Here is a 16,138-nt window from a genome sequence, read left to right on the forward strand (position 1 = left end):
GTATAAGAGACAGATGCGGTTCTGGGCGTCGACGTGGACGACGCGGGGGCGGTACGCGCGGGCCTCGGCGTCGTCCATCTGGCCGTACGAGATGAGGATGACCAGGTCACCGGGGTGCACCAGGTGCGCGGCGGCACCGTTGATGCCGATCACGCCACTGCCCCGCTCACCCGGGATGACGTACGTCTCCAGCCGGGCCCCGTTGGTGATGTCCACGATCGCCACCTGCTCCCCGGGGATCAGGTCGGCCGCGTCGAGCAGATCCTCGTCCACGGTCACCGAGCCGACGTAGTGCAGGTCGGCCTGGGTCACCGTGGCGCGGTGGATCTTCGACTTGAGCATGGTCCGGAACATCGGGGTGCCTTTCCGCGGGTCGGTGAAGGAGTCAGGAACGCGGGGCGAGCGGGATCGCCGTGTTGTCGATCAGCCGGGTGGCGCCGGCCCAGGCCGCGATCAGCAGCCGCGCCGGACCGGACACCGGCCCCGGCTCCAGGTCGGCGTCAGTGAGCACCAAATAGTCGAGCCGGGTGCCGGGCGTACCGGAGTCGAAGGCCCGGTGGGCGGCGGCCAGCACCGCGCCCGCGTCCCCGCCCTCCTCGGCGGCCGCGACGCCGGCCCGCAGCGCGGCGGAGAGGCTCAGCGCCGCCGTCCGCTCCGGCGCGGAGAGGTAGCGGTTGCGGCTGGACAGCGCCAGGCCGTCCGGCTCCCGCACGGTCGGCACGCCGACCACCTCGACCGGCACGTCCAGGTCCCGCACCATCCGCCGGACCAGGGTCAGCTGCTGGTAGTCCTTCTCGCCGAAGAAGGCCAGGTCGGGGCGGGTGAGCTGGAGCAGCTTCAGGACCACGGTCAGCACCCCGTGAAAGAAGCCGGGCCGGCTCAGCCCCTCCAGGTCCTCCCCCAGCGGGCCCGGGTTGAGCCGCACCTTCGGCTCCCCGTCCGGGTACATGTCGGCCACCGAGGGGGCGAAGACCACGTCCGCGCCGGCCCGCCGGCCGACCTCCAGGTCCGCGTCGAGGGTGCGCGGGTACCGGTCGAAGTCCTCGTTCGGGCCGAACTGCAGCGGGTTCACGAAGATCGTCACGATGACGTGGTCGGCCCGCTCCCGGGCGGCCCGCAGCAGGGCCTCGTGCCCGGAGTGCAGCGCGCCCATGGTCATCACCACGCCGACCGTGCCGGTCAGCCCGTCCCGCGCCGCCGCCAGTTCCTTGCGCGTGTGCACCAGTTCGGTCATGCGGCCACCTCCCGGTCCCTCCCGCTCAGCACGTCCAGCAGCGGCTCCGCGTCCGCCGGCCGGAGCCGACCGGCCGCGATCGCCCGATCCGCCGTCCGTCGGGCCAACGCCAGGTAGGGCGCCACCGATTCCGGCGCGGTCGCCGCCAGCCGTTCCAGGTGCCGGCGTACGGTGCCCGCGTCGCCCCGGGACACCGGGCCGGTCAGCGCGTCGTCGCCGAGCCGCAGGGCGTTCTCCAGCGCCGCCCGCAGCAGCGGGGCGAGCACCTTCTCCGGCTGGGCCACCCCGGCGTCGCGCAGCCGGTCGGCCGCCTCGTTGACCAGGGTGACCAGGTGGTTCGCGCCGTGCGCCAGCCCCGCGTGGTAGAGCGGCCGGTCCGCCTCCCCCACCCACTCCGGCACGCCGCCGAGGTCGGCCACCAGCCGGGCGGCGAACGCGCGCAGCTCCGCCGGGGCGGTCACCCCGTACGAGATGCCGGCGAGGCGGGTCAGGTCGTCCGGCGTACCGGTGAAGGTCATCGCCGGGTGCAGAGCCAGCGGCCGGGCACCGACGGCGGCGGCCGGGGCGAGGACGGCCAGCCCGTGCGCGCCGGAGGTGTGCGCGACCACCTGGCCGGGGCGCAGCGCCCCGGTCTCGGCCAGGCCGCCGACCACGCCAGCCAGGGCGTCGTCGGGCACCGCCACGATCAGCAGGTCCGTGGCGGCGCGGGCGACCGAGGTCGCGGAACGGTTCGGGGTCTCCGGGAGCAGCAACGCCATCCGCGCCTTCACGGCGCCGGAGATGCCGGAGGCGGCGACCACCCGGTGGCCGGCGGCGGCGAGGGCCGCGCCGAGCACAGCGCCCACCCGGCCGGCGCCGATCACGCCGACGGTGAGGATGCGGGGAAAGACCAACGGGGCGCCGGCGGAGGCGCCACCCGACGGTACGGCGGGCCCGTGCGGGGCGGCCGTACGCGGGCGCAGCGGTGCGCTCATGGCAATCGATCCAGTCCTACGAGTGGGTACCGGTCGATCGCAAGTATGCGCCGGGGTCACGGAGCGAAAACAAGCATGTGTGAAAACCTTCACCGGGCGGTTGAAAGGCGGAATTCCGGGGCACGACACGACCCGCCGGAGCGGCTGCTCCGCGACCTGCTCCGCCCTGCCGCGCGGCAGCCCGTACGGTCGGCGGGTGACGTTTCCCGAGGACCGGCTGCCCTGGCGGGTGGCGATGGACCGGGCGCTCTACGGGCCCGACGGCTTCTTCGTCGCCGGGGCCGGGCCGGCCGCCCACTTCCGCACCAGCGTGCACGCCTCGCCGGTCTTCGCCGCCGCCCTTCTGGCCGTGGTTCACCAGGTCGACGCGGCCCTGGGCCATCCTGCCCGACTGGACGTGGTGGACGTGGGCGCCGGTCGCGGAGAACTCCTCTCGGCCCTCGGCGTTTCCGCTGGTTGCGCTCTGGGCGCCCGCCGGCTGCGGCTCACCGCCGTCGAGCGGGCGGCCAGACCCGCGGACCTGCCCGAGGAGATCAACTGGGTGGACGAGATTCCGGACGCGATCACCGGCCTCCTGCTGGCCACCGAGTGGCTGGACAACGTGCCGCTGGACGTGGCCGTGCAGTCCGACGACGGCTGGCGCTGCCTCCTGGTCGACCCCGCCACCGGGGAGGAGTCGGTGGGTGACCCGGTCAGCCCAGTTGACGAGGAGTGGCTGGACCGGTGGTGGCCGACCACGCCGGCCGCCTCGGGCGCGAGAGCCGAGATCGGCCGGACGAGGGACGAGGCGTGGGCCGAGGCGGTCGCGAAGATCGACCGCGGGCTGGCGTTGACCGTGGACTACGGGCACCTGCGGGACAGTCGGCCGGTCGACGGGACGCTCACCGGGTACCGGGGCGGGCGGCAGGTGCCACCGGTGCCGGACGGTTCGGGTGACGTGACCGCGCACGTCGCCGTCGACTCGGTCGCCTCCGCCGGCGAGCGGGTCGCCCGGTGTGCGTACCGCCTGGTCTCGCAACGGGCGGCGCTGCGGGCGCTCGGGGCCGACGGCGGGCGACCACCGCTGAGCCTGGCTGCCAGCGACCCGGCCGGGTACGTGCGGGCGCTCGCCGCCGCCTCGACGGTGGCCGAACTGACCGACCCGGCCGGGCTCGGCGGGCACTGGTGGCTGCTGCAACCGGTCGACGTCGCCCTCGACTCGCTCATGGCACGATGACGGGCATGACCACCGACGGCGACCTCCGCGAACTGACCGTCGGCACCGGCGCGGGCGGCGAGCAGCTCGGCACCGACATGGTGCTCAACATCGGCCCGCAGCACCCGTCCACGCACGGCGTGCTCCGGCTGAAGCTGGTGCTCGACGGCGAGCGGGTGGTCGCCGCCGAGCCGATCGTCGGCTACATGCACCGGGGCGCGGAGAAGCTCTTCGAGGTACGCGACTACCGGCAGATCATCGTGCTGGCCAACCGGCACGACTGGCTCTCCGCCTTCTCCAACGAGCTGGGCGTGGTGCTCGCCGTCGAACGGCTGATGGGCATGGAGGTGCCGGAGCGGGCGGTCTGGCTGCGGATGGCGCTCGCCGAGCTGAACCGGGTACTCAACCACCTGATGTTCCTCGGCTCGTACCCGCTGGAGATCGGCGCGATCACCCCCGTCTTCTACGCGTTCCGGGAGCGGGAGACGATCCAGGCGGTGATGGAGGAGGTCTCCGGCGGCCGGATCCACTACATGTTCAACCGGGTCGGCGGCCTCAAGGAGGAGGTGCCGGCCGGCTGGACCGGGCGGGCCCGTGCCGCGATCGGCGAGGTACGCCGCCGGCTGCCCGACCTGGACCACCTCATCCGGCGCAACGAGATCTTCCTGGCCCGCACCGTCGGGGTGGGGGTGCTGTCGGCCGCCGACGCGGCCGCGTTCGGCGCGTCCGGGCCGGTCGCCCGGGCCTCCGGCCTCGACCTGGACCTGCGCCGCGACGAGCCCTACCTGGCGTACGACCAGCTCGACGTGCCGGTGGTCACCAAGACCGCCGGGGACTGCCACGCCCGGTTCGAGGTGCTGCTCGACCAGGTGTACGTCTCCCTCGACCTCGCCGAGCAGTGCCTGGACCGGGTGGACCGGCTCACCGGGCCGGTGAACACCCGGCTGCCCAAGGTGGTCAAGGCGCCCGAGGGGCACACCTACGCCTGGACCGAGAACCCGCTCGGCATCAACGGCTACTACCTGGTGTCCCGGGGCGAGAAGACGCCGTGGCGGCTCAAGCTGCGCACCGCCTCGTACGCCAACGTGCAGGCGCTGGCCACGCTGCTCCCCGGCTGCCTGGTGCCGGACCTGATCGCCATCCTCGGCTCGATGTTCTTCGTGGTCGGCGACATCGACAAGTAGCCGCCGGGGCGGTCAGCGCCAGCGGTCGGCGGACCGGGCCCCACCCGCGCGGGGCACCTCGTCCTGCGGCGGGTAGCCGTACCGCTCGTCGGCGCGGGGCCGGCCGTACCGGGCCGGCTCGGGCTCCGCCGCCCGCCACTCGTCCGCCGGCGGCGCGGTGCGCTGCGTCGGGGGACGCCACTCGTCGGGCACGGGCACCCCGCCGGCCGGGAGCGCCGGGCGGCGTTCCTCCGCCCAACCGCCACCCCAGCCCGGCTCGGCGTCCCGCTCCTGGTCGCGGCGCGGCTCGCCACGGCGTACCGACGCCCAGCGGTCCTCGACCCGGAACTCGGTGCCGGCGCCGTCGGCGTGCACCGCCGCGTGCCGCTCACCGACCCGCACCTCCCGGCCGTGCTCGTCGTCGCGGACCGAGGCCCAGCGGTCCCCGGCGCGCAGCTCCGACCAGTAGTCGCCGTCCGGGTCGTCCGAGGCGGGAACGGCGGCCCGGCCGGGCTGCTCGGACGAGCCCCAGGCACGGGCGTCCGGGGCGGGGTACGCCGCACCCCGGCCAGCCCAGGACCGGTCGTCACCCGGGCCGGCCGGGCCGGCCCACGAGCGGTCGTCCCGGGGCGCGCCCTGACCGGCCCAGGACCGGTCGTCGCGCGGCCCACCCTGGCCCGCCGGCCAGCCCCGGTCGTCGCGCGGCGCACCCGCGCGGTCGTCCTGGGCCGCGCCCGCCCAGCGCTGGTCGTCCGCCGGGGCGCCCGACCACGACCGGTCGTCCCGGGGGGCTCCGGACCAGGCCCGGTCATCGCGGGCACCGGCCTGGGCACCCCGGGACCGGTCGTCGCCCGACCAGCCCCGGTCGTCCTCCGGCTCCCGGTGACCGGCCCATGAGCGCTCCTCCGGCTCCGCACCGCCCCGGGCCCGCTCCTCCGGGGACCACCGGCCGGCGTACCCGGCGCCGTAGCGGTTGCCGGCCGCCGGGTCGGCGCCGTCCACGATGGTGTGCCGGGTGGTGACGTGCACGGTCTCGGTGTGGTGCACCACCCCGACCTGGCGCGGGGCCGGCTCAGGCCGGGCCTCCGGCTCGGCGGCGCGCGGGGCGCCGTACACGCCGGACTGGGGGCGTTCGGCGGCGTACCGGCCGGCCGGCTGGGGGTGGCGGACCGCCTCCTCCTCGTCCCGGCGGTCGCCGGCGGACTGCCCCCAGCCCGTCGGGGCCTCGTCCTGGGCGGCGTAGCGGCCCCGGCCCGGCGCGTCGTCGTACGTCTCGGCGGCCGGCACCCGGGCGCGGCCACCGGCCTGCTCGTCGGCGGCCGGGGCGGTGATGCCCGCGGCGGCCGCGATGCCGGCGGCCGCGGCGTCCAGCCGGCGCCGCAGCGCGATGATCGACTCCTGGGCGCGCTGGGCCTGGTCGAGCGCCTGGTTGCCGCGCTGCGCGGCGGCCACGATCTCGCCGCGCAACTCCCGGCGCACCTGCTCGACCTCGTCGAGCAGGTGCTCGGAGCCCGCCGACTCGCCGCCCTCGGCGCGCAGCGCGATGGAGAGGCCGATCAGCACGACGGCCAGGATGGCCAGCACGGCGCCGAAGCGCAGCGGGCCGTTGCCGTCGGCCACCAGGAGGATCAGCGCCGCCATGGGCGCGAGCGCCACACCGATCCAGAACAGGACGGTCAGCAGCGACGAAGTGCGCTTCTCGGCGGGGGGAACCGGGGCGGGCATGGCTGTGCACAGTACCGAGAGTTCCCGCGGCTGGGAACAGGCCGAACGCACGATCTGGCAGGGACGCGGCACCCGTCGACCGCCACCGCGGACGGTCGCCGACGGGCCACCCAGGCCCGTCGGCGACCGGTGGGTCAGCTGGCGGCGAGCGCCCCGTCCGAGGAGAAGACCAGGCCCACGCTTGCCTGGCCGGTCTTCAGGGCGTTCTTGGTCTGCGGACCGCCGGCGTCCAGCGAGCTGAACGAACCGGCCTTGAAGTCGTAGACCTGGACCAGGCCGGCCTGGCACTTCGGCCGCTGCGGGCACTCCGGCGGGCCGGCCAGCACGGTGGCCTGGCCGGAGCACTTGCTCGCCAGATCGGAGAGCGTGGCCACCTTGTACTTGTCGGCGAAGGCCTTGGTGACGGCGAAGGCGTTCTGGTCCTGCGCCGCGGACGGCTTGCCAAAGGTGATCCCGGCCTTGTCGCCCTCCGCCTTCAACGCGCTGACCGTCTTGTCCAGGTCGGGCGCGGAGACCGGCTGGGCGTTCTGGCCGTTCGCCTTGGTGTTGAGGAACTCGGCCATGGTGGCCGCGTACTCCGGGACGACCTGGATCTCGCCCTTGGCCAGGGCGGGCTCGTAGAGCTCCCGGTTGCCGATGGTCTGCACCTTGACCTGGTAACCGGCCGCGGTGAGCGCGATCTTGTAGAGCTCGGCGATGGTCTGGCTCTCGCTGAAATTGCCCGCGCCGACGGTGAACGCGCCGCCCGGGCCCTTCTCGATGCCCTCGGTCAGGTCGTTGGAGTCGGCGAACTCCTTCGCCGCGACCTGCGGGGTCTGCCGCTCGACGTCGACGGACTTGTTCAGCTCGATCAGCTTCGGGGTGTCCAGCTTCTCGGAGACCTTGTCCAGCGCGGCGACGAGCTGCGGGCTGGCCGCCTTCGCGCTGATCGCCGGGAGGACGTTGTCGGTGTTCTGGAGCTTCTTGTCGTCGGTGAGGACGACCAACTGGTCACCCTTGACCGGGGCGCAACCGGCCCCGGAGGCGCCCTTGTCGGGCGCTTCGGTGCCGGACGAACCGCCCTTGCCGCACCCGGTAAGGAGCCCGGCCGCGGCCAGGGCGCCGACCGCCCCGATGGCCAGCCTGGTACGTGCGCGCATCAAAGCCCGCCTTCCGTGTCCCGGCGCGACCCTTCCGGGCCGGCCGCGTGTCCGACGGGCGATCGTCCACTGATGCGCCCGCAAGGTCCACCCAACATCTTGCCCGGGGGGACCGACAACATGTGGCGACCTTCGTCACCGGATCGTCACCCGGTCCCCGGCGGGCGCCCGCCGGGGCGTACCGGCGGGTCAGCCGCCACCGGTGACGGCGTCCGCGGCCCGGCGGTCCCCGCCGCCGCGGGCCCGGCGCAGCGGGCGCGGCGTGGCCACCCGCTCGACCAGCGCGAGCAGCAGCTCCACCAGCACGGCGAGCCCGGCCACCAGCACGCCGCCGGCGATGATCTGGCCGCCACCGGCCGCGATGTCCAGCCCGAAGCCGGCCCGGATGATCTGACCCAGCCCGCCGCCGTTGACGAAGGACGCCAGCGCCGCGGTGGCGACCACCTGGACCGCGGCGGTACGAAAGCCGGCGGCCAGGTACGGCACGGCGAGCGGCAGCTCCACCCGGCGCAGCAGCTGCCCCCCGGACAGGCCCATCCCACGCGCCGCGTCCCGGGCCTCCGGATCGGCCTGCCGCACCCCGGTGTACGCGTTGGCCAGCAGCGGTGGCACCGCGAACACCGCCAGCGCGACCACCACCGACGGCCGGCCGAAACCGAGGAAGGTCAACGGCAGGATGGTCAGCAGGGCCAGGGTCGGGATCGCCAGGCTGACGTTGGAGATCAGCAGCACCCCGCCGCCGCCCCGGCCGGTGTGCCCGAGCCAGAGCCCGAGCGGCCAGGCCACCAGGCAGCCCAGCAGCACCGCCGCGGCGGACATGCTCAGGTGCTCGCCGAGCCGGTCCAGGATGCCGCCCGGGTTCGTCCAGTTCAGCGGGTCGTTCAGCCAACGCACGGCCTGTTCGATCGCGTTCATGAGACGCGCCCGCGCAGCCACGGCGTGAGCAGCCGGCCGACCCCGGCGAGGACTAGGTCCAGCACCAGCGCGAGCAGGACGCAGAGCAGCGTGCCGGTCATGATCTGCGCCTTGTAGAAGTTGTTCTGGAAGCCGGCGAAGATCAGCTGGCCGAGGCCGCCGCGACCGACCACCACGCCGACGGTGACCAGGGCCACCGTGGAGACGGTGGCCAACCGCAGGCCGGTGAGGATGCCGGGCAGGGCCAGCGGCAGCTCGATCCGGAACAGCCGGCCCCAGCGGCCGTACCCCATCCCCTCGGCGGCCTCGCGGACCTCGGGGGGCACCTGGTTCAACCCGGCCACCGCGTTGCGGACGATCACCAGCAGGGCGTAGAGCACCACCACGCTGAGCACGGTCAGCACGCCGATGCCCAGATAGGGCGCGAGGAAGGCGAACAGCGCCAGCGAGGGGATCGTGTAGAGCACGCCGGTGAGAGCCAGGATCGGCCCGGCGAGGGACCGGAACCAGTACGCGGCCACCGCCAGCGGCAGCGCCACCACCGCGGCGATCAGCACCGCCCGGGCGGTCAGCGAGGCGTGCTCGCGCAGCGCGGTGAGGATCGTGTCAGAGTTGTCCCGCACGTACTGCCAGGAGAACCACGGGTTCTCCGGCTCGGCCCGGTAGCTCAGGTGGAGGGACACAGGTGGACGTTACCCCGCAGGCCGGCGGCGACGCCGGACACGGCGCGGCCTCGATCACCCTGGAGGGCATCCGCAAGCGCTACCCGGACGGGACCGAGGCGGTGCGGGAGCTGAGCCTCGAGGTCAAGGCCGGGGAGCTGGCGGTGCTGATCGGCCCGTCCGGCTGCGGCAAGTCCACCGTGCTGCGGATGATCAACCGGTTGATCGAGCCGACCGCTGGCCGGATCCTGCTCGGCGACGACGACGTCACCCGGGTCGACCCGGTCCGGCTGCGCCGCCGCATCGGGTACGTGATCCAGAACGTCGGTCTCTTCCCGCACCAGACCGTCAGCGCGAACGTGGCCACCGTGCCCGGCCTGCTCGGCTGGCCGCGGGAGCGGACCCGCCGGCGGGTCGACGAGCTGCTGGACCTGGTCGGCCTCGACCCGGCCCAGTTCGGCCGCCGCTACCCGCACGAGCTCTCCGGCGGTCAGCGGCAGCGCGTCGGGGTGGCCCGGGCGCTCGCCGCCGACCCGGTGGTGCTGCTGATGGACGAGCCGTTCTCCGCCGTCGACCCGATCGTCCGGACCCGGCTGCAGGAGGAGTTCCTCCGGCTCCAGGCCGAGGTCCGCAAGACGATCGTGCTGGTCACCCACGACCTGGACGAGGCGGTCCGGCTGGGCGACCGGATCGCGGTGCTCTCTCAGGGCGGCCGGCTGGAGCAGTACGACACCCCGGCCGCCATCCTCGGCTCGCCCGCCTCGCCGTTCGTCCGCGAGTTCGTCGGCGCCGACCGGGGCATCCGCCGGCTGGCGGTCACCCCGGTCACCCGGGAGGTGCTCGACCCGCTACCGGCGGACGACGGGTCGGACCTGCCCGCGGTGCCGCTCGGCGGGTCGGCGTACGACGCGTTGGGCGTGCTGCTCACCTCGGCCGCCGAACACGCCGTGGTCACCGAGGACGGCCGCCCGGTCGGGCTGCTCAGCCGGGACCGGGTGCTGACCCTGGGAGCCATGGCGGGCTGACCGGGCCTCGCCCGGCGGTTCCGGCGTCGAGCGCGGCCCCCGCGACGGGGGCGGGCGCGGTCAGGCGCGGCCGCCGAGGCTGGCGGCGCCGACGATCCAGCCGGCGAAGAAGCCGTACGTGGCGCCGGTGCTCGCCGCCTGGAAGGCCGCGAGCAGCGACCCGTCCGGGCCGAGCAGCGCGGCGAGCAGCCCGGTGAACCCACCCGCCAGGACGTACGCCGCCCAGCCGGAGAAGAACTGGCTGACCGAGCCCTGCACCCGGGCCACCTGCGAGGCGGGCAGCAGATAGAGGAGCGCCGCCGCCAGGATCACCATCAGCACCGCCCGCAGGTCGGTGGCGAACACCCCGTGCGCCGGGTCGTCGGAGTGCAGCCGCCAGGCCGGCCAGGCCAGCAGCCGCAGGAACCAGCCGCCCGCGCCGTTCGGGTCCGTGTGAGCCTGGACCCACCCCACGTACGCGGGGCTGCCGCCGACCCCGACCAGGAGCAGCGCGGCCAGGGTGCCGGTGCCCGCGGCGGTGCCGTAGCCGCTGACGGTCCGGGGGCGGTTGGTGAGGGCCATGGGGCGGTCAGTTCCCGGCCCGCGCCGCCGGGCAAACCTGCGCGCACGGGCCACCCCCGCCAGCCGGCGGGCAGCCACCGGACGGGTCAGTGCTTCAGCAGGTAGTCGATGAAGGCGGCGCGCAGCAGTGGCGCGGCCTCCTCGTAACCGTGCCCGGTCAGCTCGCGCCACAGGGCGTTGGCCTCATCGATGATGGGCCCGATCGAGTTGGGCGCCCCGTCCAGCACGGCGGCCTCGTCCGCGTTCGGCAGGTGCCGCAGCACCGTCCAGAAGAAGTTGACGTCGTGCCGCTCCCGGGCCAGGGCGAACGCCTGCTCGCGCAGCTCCTCGGTGGAGAGCTGGTCGAGCTGGTCGAAGGTACGGCCGCCGGTGGCAGGAGATTCGGTCATGCCGCCGAGCCTAACCGGCGAGATCAGGCTCGGCCCGCCGGACGGGGCCCGGTCAGCGGTCGTCGGCGTCCCAGCGCTGCGGGCCGGTCTCCCAGCGGTGCGCCTCCCACGGGTCGACCGTGGTCTCGGGGGCCTGCACGGGCAGCACCGACGGCCAGGTGTCGACCGGGCCGGGCCGGGACAGCGCCCAGCCCGTGCTGATCGTGCCGTCCCCGGCCGGCGCCCGCTCGAACGCTTCGCCGGTGACCGCCCGCGGTCGGCCGAGCGTCTCGACCAGCCGGGTGACCAGCAGCCCGGTGCCGAGCATCGCCCCGCCGACGGCCCACCGGCTGACCGTCCAGCCGCGGGCCTGCGCCCAGGCGAGGAAGACCACCACCAGGGTGACCGCGATCAGGGTGCCGAGGATCCCGCCGCGCCGGCCGTACGCGCTGGTGCCGGCGAGCATCGCCGTGCCGACGGCCAGGATCGACCAGTCCAGCCCGGAGGTGGGCGCCACGGGGCCGGTCCCGTTGGCCGCGATCAGCACCCCGGCGAGCATGGCCAGCACGGTGGAGCCGACCAGCGCCAGGGCGGCCACCGTCGCGGCGACGCCGCCCCGCCGCCGGGCCGGGTCGACGACCGGCCGGAACCGGCCCACCAGCCGGCGGATCGCCTTGACCGCGCCGAACAGGCCGCCGAGGACGGCCAGCGCGGCGAACCCGGCGAAGAGGTTGACGGCCATGCCCCGGGGGTCGTACGTGCCCTGCACGGCGACGGGGCCGGCGCGCCGCTCGATGTACACGATCACCCCGGCCGCGCCCGCCAGGCTGGCCGCCCAGCCGGGCACGTGCAGCACCACCACCGCCAGGGCGAGCGCCGCGCCGCCCACGGCGGCCACCACCAGTGCCGGGAGGAGGGCCTCCCGCAGGCCATGGTCGCCCTGCTCGGCGAAGTGCAGCGCGGCGGCCACCGCGACCGGGCCGACCGCCAGGTTGACGGCGGCGGCGCGCAGGCTCAGCCCGGCGGCGAGGGCCAGCAGGCCCAGCGCGACCACGTCGACGAGCAGCGACTTCAGGCCGTCGCCGCGCAGCGCGTCCGCGTTCTCCCGCCAGAGCAGGTACGCCATGCCGCCCAGCCCGGCCAGCAGCACGAACTCCCAGACCACGTGGACGGCGATCCGGTCCCGCCCGGGCTCACCGTGCAGAGGGTCGTCGAAGACGTTCTCCAGCACTGCGGCGGGCACCCCCGACGACGGCTCCGCCGGCCCATCCCGGCCCGTTTCGTCGTACGTCATGACCCGCGCCTCCCACGTCGCCGGCCGACCGGCCCGACGCACGGGCGGACCGGCGGCGGCCGTTGCTTCCGGTCGCCAGGCACGGTACCTGCGGGCGCGGGTGGTGGGAACCCCCTGATCAGAGGCGGCCGCGAGGTGTCTCCCGGTCGCCGGGCTCGCGATCCTCGTCGTCCTCCTGCTCCGGCACCCGGCAGGCCCGCTCCAGCCAGAGGGCGGCGGCCACCAGGGCGAGCGAGGCGAGCAGCCCGGCGCCGGCGGCCGGCCGGTCGCCGGCCGCCGCGTTGGTCCGCTCGACGAAGAGCCACGCGGTGAGCCCGGCGTAGAAGCCGGCGAAGATCGCCCCGGCCAGCGCGGAGGCCTTGGCCAACACCACGAACCGGGCGACCAGCAGCGGGTTGACCGGGTCCCGGCCCGGCCGGCGCTCGATCCGGCCCCGGGTGTTGACCGCCGCGTACCCCTCCAGCACGGCCAGCGCGGCCAGCGTGACGACCGGCAGCCAGGGCAGGTTCGGCGCGACGTCGTAGTAGAAGCTGCTGATCAGCAGCCAGGCCACCGCGGCGGCGGCGAGAGCGGCCACGACCAGGGTGGAGATCCGGGTCGGACCCATCCGGAAGCGGTCGGGGTCGCGCGGGAACTGCGCCTGGCTCATGCCGTCCGGCTCCAGTGGGTCATGCGTCCGACTCTAACGCCAGATCCGGTCGGGGGCTCAGTTCCAGCGCGTCCCCGGCCAGCGGCTCGGCGTTGAGCAGGTCGGTCAGCCAGCCGTGGCCGGGCAGTCGCCCGTGCGGCTCGATGTCGATCCACGGCCGGAGCACGAAGGCCCGCAGGTGGGCGCGAGGGTGCGGCAGGGTCAGCTCCGGGTCGTCGCTGAGCACCGGCCGGCCCGCGTCGTCCCAGACCGTGACGACGTCGACGTCCAGGGTGCGCGGCCCGAACCGGCGTTCCGGGTCGCGGACCCGGCCGGCCGCCGCCTCGGCGGCCCGGGCCCGCGCCAGCCAGTCCCGCGCGGTCGCCGCCGGGTCCACAACCAGCACCACCGCGTTCAGGTACGCCGGCTGCGCGGCGTCCCCCCAGGGTGGAGTCTCGTACACGCCGGAGACCACCCGCACCGCGTCCCCGAGCGCGTTCACCGCCGAGCGCAGGTGGTCGAGCCGGTCGCCGAGGTTGCTGCCGATCGACAGCACGGCCCGGGTCACCGGGTACGCCGCATCGTGACGGCAACGTCCCGGAAGGCGTGCGGGATCGGCGCCTCGGGCTTGTGCACGGTGATCGTGGCGGCGCCGACCAGCGGCTCGGCGAGGCAGACCGCGAGCAGCCGGTCGGCGAGCGTCTCGATCAGGTTCACCGGCTCCCCGGTGATCACCGCCACCAGCCGCTCGGCCAGCTCGCCGTAGTGCACCGTGTCGGTCACCTCGTCGGAGCGCGCGGCCGGCGCCAGGTCCAGTTCGAGCACCGCGTCGACCACGAACTCCTGCCCCTGGGCGCGCTCGAAGTCGTAGACGCCGTGCCGGCCGCGCGCCCGCAGCCCGGTCAGCTCGATCCGGTCGGTCATCGGGCGTCCTCTCCCCGCGCCGGCCCCGCCCCGGCCCGCTTCGGCGCCGGGCCGCCGCCGGTCGCCGCCGTCGTTCCCGGTGGGACCGGCGACCAGGTGGGGGCGGCCGGTGGCGGCCCAGACGGCGAGCGCGTCGGCGGTGGCGCGGACGTCGTGCACCCGGACCCCCCAGGCGCCGGCGGCGACGGCGAGCAGGCTGGTGGCGACGGTGGCCGCCTCCCGTTCGGCGGTCGGGCGGGGCGCGCCGTCCGGGCCGGTCAGCAGCTGACCCAGGTACGACTTGCGGCTCGCCCCGAACAGCAGCGGGAAGCCCAGTTCGAGCAGCTCCGGCAGGCGGGCGCTGAGCTCCCAGTTGTGCGCGGCGGTCTTGGCGAAGCCGAGCCCGGGGTCGACGATGATCCGGTCGGCGGCCACCCCGGCGGCCAACGCCTCGTCCACGCGCTGACCCAGCTCGGCCCGGACGTCGGCGACCACGTCGGTGTAGCTGGCCAGGTCGCGCATCTCGCGGGAGTGCCCCCGCCAGTGCATCAGCACCCAGGGGCAGCCGGCGTCGCGGACCACCCGGGCCATGTCCGGGTCGGCGAGGCCCCCGGAGACGTCGTTGACCACGTCGGCGCCGGCGGCGAGGGCCGCCTCGGCCACCCGGGCCCGGCTGGTGTCGATGCTGACCGGGATGCCGGCCGCGGCGAGCTCGCGGATCACCGGCAGCACCCGGGCGTTCTCGGTCTCCGCGTCGACCCGGTCGGCGCCGGGACGGGTCGACTCCCCGCCCACGTCCACCAGGTCCGCACCGGCCGCGCACAGTCGCACTCCGTGTCCGACCGCGGCGTCGAGATCGGCGTATCTGCCGCCGTCGGAGAAGGAGTCGGGCGTGACGTTGAGGACGCCCATCACCACCGGGGCCTGGGCCCGTACCAGATCGGTCACGACTAGACCGTACCGGTCGCCGACAGCGCCTTTGCCGACCCGGCCCCGGACCGCCCGCAACAGTCCTGACATGCCGATTGGAACAGGTGTACGATCGGTCGTCCGGGTCGTATCGGGCCGACTCTTCGCGGGTTGTCGCAAAGGTGGCCGGGCCGTACGCTTTGGAATTGCCCAGCATCGAGATGGCGAAGCCTGGAGGGAGGGCCGAAGCGGGAGAAATTCCCCCAAAGCTCACCACTCTGCGTGGTGGGTAACGAACGCAGCGTCGCCGACGCTGCGCAGAGTGAGCACCGATCCCGCCAGGCTTGACTACTGCACCACCGCGGCGTCGCCGGCCGCGTCATGGGGAGGTTTCCAGTGATCGCCATCGAGCTCCTGGGGACGGCGTCGTCCGCCGTCCACCACGCGCTCCACACCCTGGCGTCGACTCCACTCGCCGAGCCGGCGCCCAAGGGCATCGACACCGAGGGTGTCGTCACCTTCTTCGCCAGCAAGATCGCACCGATTCTGCTCGCCGTGCTCGGCGTCATCTTCATCGGGCGGGCCAGCCGGGGCGAGATCTCGAAGGTGCTGACCAGCTCGGCCATCGCCATCGTCGGCCTGGCGTTCATCGCCGGCGCCGCCACCCTCTTCTTCGTCGGCGACTACCTGATCAACCTGATCTTCGAATAGGCGCGGGCGACCATGCGGCTGCGCACCGACGACGACATCTACCGGGCTCGTCTCGTCTATCTGGGGCCGCCCGGCTACACCCTTCCCGTGCACCTGCCGTACGCCCAGTACGGCCTGTTCATGCTGCTCGTACCCCTCTACATGTTCATCCACTGGCTGTTCACGCTGCAGGTCGAGCTCTTCCCCGCGTGGGAGATCTCGCTCGCCATCGTGACCACCTCGTTCATCTTCCGGTACGTCGACCCGGACCGGCCGGCGCGCATGGTCATCCGCACCGCGCTGACCGACTGGCGACGCACCCGGGAGCCGGCCGCCGAGCTGCGCGACCCGCGCCTGGTGGCGAGCCGGATCAGGATCCGGGAGGAACTGGCATGACCGGGCGTACGCCGATCGGGCAGACGAACGACGCGGGTGAGGCGGTCGCATGAATCGCTCTTCCACGCCGGGTTCCCCGGCCGGGCGGCACGCCGATCCCCACGGTAACCGTGCGCGATCGTTCGACTACCCAGAGGCCGAGGAACTGGACGAGGTCGCCCTCGACCCGGCCCTGGTGACCAGCCCCGGGCACGGCCGGGTCGGCGTCTTCCAGCCGCCCCGGCCCGCCTCGCCGCGCGGCCAGGCGGCGGGCGATCAGCCCGCGTCGACGGTCGGCGACAGCGGCGACATCGACTCGCCGTTCCTCGACCTCTTCGGCGGCGCGCAGCCGGCCGGCCGCCGCCCGGCGCCGGTGAC

The 16,138-nt window shown here is 74.7% G+C and carries 19 protein-coding genes and 1 pseudogene; 6 read left to right on the forward strand and 14 right to left on the reverse strand.

Features of this window, described 5'->3' with window-relative positions:
- From panD to DKT69_RS04040, 3 genes are all read right to left on the reverse strand, one after another.
- A partial coding sequence (panD, locus tag DKT69_RS04030; RefSeq protein WP_109800251.1) for an aspartate 1-decarboxylase occupies positions 1-354 on the reverse strand: 354 nt, incomplete at its 3' end.
- Positions 355-385: 31 nt separating this feature from the next.
- A complete protein-coding gene (panC, locus tag DKT69_RS04035) occupies positions 386-1,234 on the reverse strand; it encodes a pantoate--beta-alanine ligase (RefSeq protein ID WP_109800252.1) in 849 nt (282 codons plus the stop codon).
- Positions 1,231-2,208 carry a Rossmann-like and DUF2520 domain-containing protein gene (locus tag DKT69_RS04040; RefSeq protein ID WP_109800253.1) on the reverse strand — a complete coding sequence of 326 codons (978 nt, stop codon included), beginning with the start codon at positions 2,206-2,208 and terminating at the stop codon, positions 1,231-1,233. Before DKT69_RS04040 ends, panC begins: the two co-directional genes overlap by 4 nt.
- Positions 2,209-2,443: 235 nt before the next feature.
- Here DKT69_RS04040 and DKT69_RS04045 point away from each other — a divergent pair, with 235 nt between their 5' ends.
- Together DKT69_RS04045 and DKT69_RS04050 are read left to right on the forward strand one after the other, a co-directional pair.
- Complete coding sequence (locus tag DKT69_RS04045) at positions 2,444-3,424, forward strand: SAM-dependent methyltransferase (RefSeq protein WP_109800265.1); 981 nt, start codon at positions 2,444-2,446, stop codon at positions 3,422-3,424.
- A complete protein-coding gene (locus tag DKT69_RS04050; RefSeq protein ID WP_201749475.1) occupies positions 3,421-4,587 on the forward strand; it encodes an NADH-quinone oxidoreductase subunit D in 1,167 nt (388 codons plus the stop codon). The genes DKT69_RS04045 and DKT69_RS04050 overlap by 4 nt, the downstream gene beginning before the upstream one ends.
- A 12-nt stretch (positions 4,588-4,599) precedes the next feature.
- Here the strand turns inward: DKT69_RS04050 and DKT69_RS04055 are convergent, their stop codons facing one another.
- From DKT69_RS04055 to DKT69_RS04070, 4 genes are all read right to left on the reverse strand, one after another.
- Entirely contained in the window at positions 4,600-6,291 is a 1,692-nt protein-coding gene (locus DKT69_RS04055; protein ID WP_201749476.1) for a hypothetical protein, read from the reverse strand.
- A 134-nt stretch (positions 6,292-6,425) separates the two neighbouring features.
- Positions 6,426-7,430 carry a glycine betaine ABC transporter substrate-binding protein gene (locus DKT69_RS04060; RefSeq protein ID WP_109800255.1) on the reverse strand — a complete coding sequence of 335 codons (1,005 nt, stop codon included), beginning with the start codon at positions 7,428-7,430 and terminating at the stop codon, positions 6,426-6,428.
- A gap of 189 nt (positions 7,431-7,619) precedes the next feature.
- A complete protein-coding gene (locus DKT69_RS04065) occupies positions 7,620-8,345 on the reverse strand; it encodes an ABC transporter permease (RefSeq protein WP_109800256.1) in 726 nt (241 codons plus the stop codon).
- Positions 8,342-9,028: an ABC transporter permease gene (locus DKT69_RS04070; RefSeq protein ID WP_109800257.1), complete on the reverse strand. Its 687-nt coding sequence runs from the start codon at positions 9,026-9,028 to the stop codon at positions 8,342-8,344. Before DKT69_RS04070 ends, DKT69_RS04065 begins: the two co-directional genes overlap by 4 nt.
- Positions 9,029-9,030: 2 nt before the next feature.
- Between DKT69_RS04070 and DKT69_RS04075 the strand changes: the two genes are divergently transcribed.
- A complete protein-coding gene (locus DKT69_RS04075) occupies positions 9,031-10,032 on the forward strand; it encodes an ABC transporter ATP-binding protein (protein WP_109800258.1) in 1,002 nt (333 codons plus the stop codon).
- A gap of 60 nt (positions 10,033-10,092) precedes the next feature.
- On the opposite strand, the gene DKT69_RS04080 is transcribed toward DKT69_RS04075, so the two are convergent.
- From DKT69_RS04080 to folP, 7 genes and pseudogenes are all read right to left on the reverse strand, one after another.
- Entirely contained in the window at positions 10,093-10,593 is a 501-nt protein-coding gene (locus tag DKT69_RS04080; protein ID WP_109800259.1) for a hypothetical protein, read from the reverse strand.
- Between the two features lie 86 nt (positions 10,594-10,679).
- The gene (locus DKT69_RS04085) at positions 10,680-10,982 is read right to left on the reverse strand and encodes a hypothetical protein (RefSeq protein WP_109800260.1); all 303 of its coding nucleotides are present in this window, start codon (positions 10,980-10,982) and stop codon (positions 10,680-10,682) included.
- A 52-nt stretch (positions 10,983-11,034) separates the two neighbouring features.
- Entirely contained in the window at positions 11,035-12,255 is a 1,221-nt protein-coding gene (locus tag DKT69_RS04090; protein ID WP_109800261.1) for an ABC transporter permease, read from the reverse strand.
- 118 nt (positions 12,256-12,373) lie between these two features.
- A complete protein-coding gene (locus tag DKT69_RS04095; protein WP_201749477.1) occupies positions 12,374-12,862 on the reverse strand; it encodes a DUF3180 domain-containing protein in 489 nt (162 codons plus the stop codon).
- Between the two features lie 61 nt (positions 12,863-12,923).
- Complete coding sequence (gene folK / locus DKT69_RS04100) at positions 12,924-13,451, reverse strand: 2-amino-4-hydroxy-6-hydroxymethyldihydropteridine diphosphokinase (protein ID WP_109800263.1); 528 nt, start codon at positions 13,449-13,451, stop codon at positions 12,924-12,926.
- Entirely contained in the window at positions 13,448-13,807 is a 360-nt protein-coding gene (folB, locus tag DKT69_RS38835) for a dihydroneopterin aldolase (RefSeq protein ID WP_201749478.1), read from the reverse strand. Before folB ends, folK begins: the two co-directional genes overlap by 4 nt.
- Before the next feature lie 51 nt (positions 13,808-13,858).
- Positions 13,859-14,734: pseudogene (gene folP, locus DKT69_RS38840) on the reverse strand (dihydropteroate synthase); the annotation flags it as partial.
- Between the two features lie 357 nt (positions 14,735-15,091).
- On the opposite strand from folP, the gene DKT69_RS04110 reads away from it, so the two are divergent.
- The 3 genes from DKT69_RS04110 to DKT69_RS04120 form a co-directional block, all read left to right on the forward strand.
- The gene (locus DKT69_RS04110; RefSeq protein WP_109800264.1) at positions 15,092-15,406 is read left to right on the forward strand and encodes a hypothetical protein; all 315 of its coding nucleotides are present in this window, start codon (positions 15,092-15,094) and stop codon (positions 15,404-15,406) included.
- Positions 15,407-15,418: 12 nt separating this feature from the next.
- Positions 15,419-15,781 carry a hypothetical protein gene (locus DKT69_RS04115; RefSeq protein ID WP_091317037.1) on the forward strand — a complete coding sequence of 121 codons (363 nt, stop codon included), beginning with the start codon at positions 15,419-15,421 and terminating at the stop codon, positions 15,779-15,781.
- Between the two features lie 49 nt (positions 15,782-15,830).
- Positions 15,831-16,138 (forward strand): hypothetical protein (locus DKT69_RS04120; protein WP_146230981.1); only part of this gene is annotated, 308 nt, incomplete at its 3' end.

The sequence above is a fragment of the Micromonospora sicca genome (genome assembly GCF_003172935.1).
GTDB classification, from domain to species: domain Bacteria; phylum Actinomycetota; class Actinomycetes; order Mycobacteriales; family Micromonosporaceae; genus Micromonospora; species Micromonospora sicca.